The 4,583-nt window shown below is 36.8% G+C and carries 2 protein-coding genes; one reads left to right on the forward strand and one right to left on the reverse strand.

What is annotated here, in order from left to right; translation table 11 throughout:
* Positions 1 to 120: 120 nt before the first annotated feature.
* The gene (locus tag F6K22_RS32970) at positions 121 to 948 is read right to left on the reverse strand and encodes an SDR family oxidoreductase (protein ID WP_293108047.1); all 828 of its coding nucleotides are present in this window, start codon (positions 946 to 948) and stop codon (positions 121 to 123) included.
* Between the two features lie 500 nt (positions 949 to 1,448).
* On the opposite strand from F6K22_RS32970, the gene F6K22_RS32975 reads away from it, so the two are divergent.
* Positions 1,449 to 4,583, forward strand: a 3,135-nt coding sequence (locus F6K22_RS32975) for a WD40 domain-containing protein (protein WP_293108050.1), incomplete at its 3' end; no start/stop codon positions are given.

The raw sequence follows: 4,583 nt of genomic DNA on the forward strand, positions 1-4,583 counted from the left end.
TATTATCATTATCAATTGTACATTTGATTTTTTGGAGGTCCCTAAAGCAAAACTACGAGCCTAATTATAAGTGTTTTACCTAATTTTAGGATATTTTAGCTTTAAACTTCGGATATGGTATCATAAGAAAATTTCCGGATGAACTAACTCAAAACCTTCATCCCTCAATTTTTGATTTGATACTCTAGCATTAAAAGGGCGGGTTGAAGGGGTAGAGGTATCCCAATAAATCTTTCCTAAACCCTGATATTTGTGTAAACCATCAAGTAATTCTCGACTAATCATCGGTACATTATTAACCAAATTGTAAATACCCTGCAACCGTTTCTGTCTAGCAAACTCCAACGCTCCCACAATATCATCTAAATGAATCCAGTTGGTAACATCATCGCCACTACCAGGGCGAGTTTTGCCTTCCCACCTACTAAAAATTTTCACTAACTCCCGACTTGGACCGTAAATTCCCCCTAAACGCAGGATACACATCCGTTGTTGGGGAGTAGATGCAGATAATAACACCTGCTCAGTTTCATGGAGAATTTTTCCACCTTCAGTTGAGGGGGTAACGGGGGAATTTTCATCTACCCACTCACCATTTTTGTCACCATAAACTGAGTAACTACCTGTATAAATTATTTGTTCTACAGTAGGAGTTTGTTTCAAAGTAGTAACTAGAGTTTGGGCAGTTTCTAGGTAAGTTTGTTTGTACTCCATACCGATATGAGAGCGAAAACCTACACTCAACAATACTACTTCTTGGTTTTGCAATACATTCTGCATGGCGCTAGAGTCATTGCCTTTCATTACTACTACTTGTGGTGTTATATTTTTTAGTTCTGAAACTCGTTCCGGAGTAGTAGTGGTTAGGGTTAATTGATGACCTTTCTGACTCCATAGTTTAGCAATTGTACTACCTACATAACCACAGCCAATAATTGCAATTTTCATTCTGTTTTTCCAAATCTTACTTACTTTTGATACTATACCTCATTTAGTTAAAATACGGTAATTTAGCTATTAGCAGTTAGCTCTGCTGTTTGAATAGTAATATTATGTTTGGATAAGCGCATTTTAATAATTTTGTTGTTTGTAGTTTTGCTCTAGCCCATCATCTTTATCTTAGGGCTAGAGCAAAACTACCAGCTCAATAGTAATTGCTATTATAAAGAAAATTAGTTAATAAATAATGCCTGATAACGCAGTTACGACCTGGAGGCTAGCTGACTGCTGTTAGCTCCGCATGCCACAGGAAATGCTGACAAAATTATAATTTTGACTATTGTTAGATAACTATTATGGTGCATTTTTAAGGTTGGTGAGGTGAATTTATTTTTGCTCTTTATTTTGTTTCCTATTTTCTCAAAATTGTAACTTTGTACCTAACTTATTATAATAATTGCTATAACAATTTTTGACTATTAATTATAGGGGGATTTTTATTTGATATTATGAAAATAGCAGGAAATTCAATTTATCAAGTGGGAGGTAGTTTGCCCCCGGATGCTCCTACTTATGTAACTAGATTTGCCGACGAACAACTTTATCAAGGCTTGAAAGCTGGTGAATTTTGTTATGTACTGAACTGCCGTCAAATGGGTAAATCTAGTTTAAGAGTCAAAACTAGACAAAAATTAGAGGCAGAAGGTATTGCCTGTGCAACTATTGATATTACAGAAGTTGGGACTTGGGAAGTTACTCCTGACCAATGGTATGCTGGAGTTATTGATAGTATTGTCAGTAGTTTAAATTTAGATGATTTTTTTGATATTGATGAGTGGTGGTTACTTACAAATAAACTCTCGAATGTGAAACGTTTTAGTAAGTTTATCAGAGATTTTTTGCTGCCTACTGTTAAACAAAATATTGTAATTTTTATTGATGAAATTGATAGTACCCTCAGTCTACCTTTTAATATTGATGATTTTTTTGCCGTAATTCGAGATTTTTATAACAAAAGAGCAGATAATCCTGACTACACAAGATTAACTTTTGTGATGATTGGTGTGGCAACTCCAGCAGATTTAATTAGGGATAAAAAACGCACTCCTTTTAATATTGGTATACCTATAGAATTAACTGGTTTTAAAATGTCAGAAGTAGCTGCCTTAGGTGGAGGCTTGAGAAACAAAACTGAAAATATTAATCCGTTATTAGAAGCTGTATTATTTTGGACGGGAGGTCAACCTTTTTTAACTCAAAAATTGTGCAATTTAATTCATAAAAATGCGGATTTTATTCGGGAAAATCAAGAGGCAGAATGGGTAGAGAATTTAGTACAAAAACAAATTTTGGAAAATTGGCGGATACATGACGATCCAGAACATTTAAAGACCATAAGCGATCGCCTTTTAGTTAATGAAAAACGGGCAAGTCTGTTATTAGGTTTGTATCAGCAAGTTTTGAATAGTGGGGAGGTAGTAGCAGATGATAGTTCTGAACAAATGGAACTGCGACTGACTGGTTTAGTAGTAAAGTATGAAGGTAAATTGATAGTAGCTAACCGCATTTATCAGTCAGTATTTAATGTTACTTGGGTAGAGAAAGAATTAGCAGGTTTGCGACCTTATTCAGAAGCGTTTAGTGCTTGGTTAGCTTCTGGTTATCAGGATGAGTCGCGACTTTTGCGGGGTCAAGCTTTACAGGAAGCTCTAGCATGGGCAGCAGCTAAGAGTTTGAGCGACCAAGATTATCAGTTTTTAACAGCAAGTCAAGAACTAGATAAACGAGAAATGCAACAGACATTGGCAGCAGAAAGACAAGCAGCTCAAATATTAGCTGAGGCAAATCAGATATTAGAAGTATTACTCAAAACTGCCTCATCAAAAACACTATTTCTAGCTGGTCAAGAGTTTGAAGCATTACTAGAAGCATTGAGGGCAGCCAAAATTCTACAATCATTATCCAAATCAATTAGAACAAAAGCTGATGCTGAAATGCTCGTGGTAACAGCACTGCATCAGGCAGTCTATGGAGTCAAAGAGCGTAATCGTTTGGAAGGACATAAAGATGGAGTAAATAGTGTTTGTTTCAACCCTAGTGGTACTTTGATTGCTTCTGGTAGTAGGGATAATTCTCTGAAACTTTGGAGTCTTAGTGGTAGAGAATTAAAAACTTTTACGGGACATAGCGATCGCATCCATCGCATCTGTTTCCATCCTGATGGTCAGATACTTGCATCTGCGGGTTCTGACAGTACCATTAAACTTTGGAGTATTGACGGAACAGAATTACAAAGTTTGACAACAGGACATACCGACCTGGTTAGTAGTGTTAGTTTCAGTCCGGATGGTCAAACTCTTGCTTCTGGAAGTTTTGATCAAACTATTAAACTTTGGAGTTTAGATGGTAGGGAATTACAAACTCTGATTGGACATAATAATCGAGTCTCTAGTGTCAGTTTTAGCCCTGATGGTCAAACTATTGCATCTGCTAGTGCTGACAAAACTATCAAACTTTGGAGTTTAGATGGTAGGGAACTGAAAACCTTTATTGGACACACTTATAACGTTAATAGCGTCAGTTTTAGTCCAGATGGTCAAACGATTGCATCTGGGAGTTCAGACACAACTATCAAACTCTGGAATTTAGATGGCAAAGAATTAAAAACTTTTAGAGGTCACAGAGATTGGGTAAATGCGGTTAGTTTTAGCCCTGATGGTCAGATACTTGCATCTGCTAGTGCAGACAAAATCATTAAATTCTGGAATATTAAGAAGGAAGTACAAACTTTCCGTGGTCACAGTAATAGAATTTATGGCGTCAGTTTTAGTCCAGATGGTCAGACTATTGCCTCTGCTTCTAGAGACAATACAATTAGACTCTGGAGAGTTAAAAGCACAGAAGGAAATATTTTCAATGGTCATAGCAATGAGGTTAGTAATGTCAATTTTAGCCCTGACGGTCAAACTATTGCTTCCGCTAGTTATGACACCACTGTTAAACTTTGGAATCTTGATGGCAGAGAACTGAAAACCCTTAATGGTCATACAGGTAGAGTTTATAGCATTAGTTTTAGCAAGACTCAGAAAGTTATTGCTTCCGCTAGTGAAGATCAAACTATTAAACTCTGGAGTCTAGATGGTAAGGAACTGCAAACTTTTCAGGGACATAGAGAACGAGTTTATGATGTTAGTTTTAGCCCCGACGGTCAAACCCTTGCTTCTGCTAGTTACGACAACACTGTTAAGCTCTGGAGTCTAGATGGTAAGGAACTACAAACTTTTCAGGGACATAGAGATGTAGTCTTTCATGTCAGTTTTAGTCCTGATGGCAGAATAATTGCTTCTGTGAGTAAGGATGGTAGCATCAAACTCTGGCATTTGGATGGCAAGGAAGAACAAACTATTCAAGAATATGGGAATGCTGTGATTACAGTTACTTTCGATCCTACTGGGAAACTGCTTGCTACTGCTAGTGATGATGATACTATTAAACTTTGGAGTCTTGAGGGAATTAAACTACAAACTTTTAAGGGACATAGTAGTAGGATTTATAGCCTTTGTTTTAGCCCTGATGGTCAGATTCTTGCCTCTGGTAGTATGGATAGAACTATTAAACTCTGGAATATTAATGGCAGGGAGTTA

Source organism: Okeania sp. SIO2F4, from assembly GCF_010672385.1.
Taxonomy (GTDB): domain Bacteria; phylum Cyanobacteriota; class Cyanobacteriia; order Cyanobacteriales; family Microcoleaceae; genus Trichodesmium.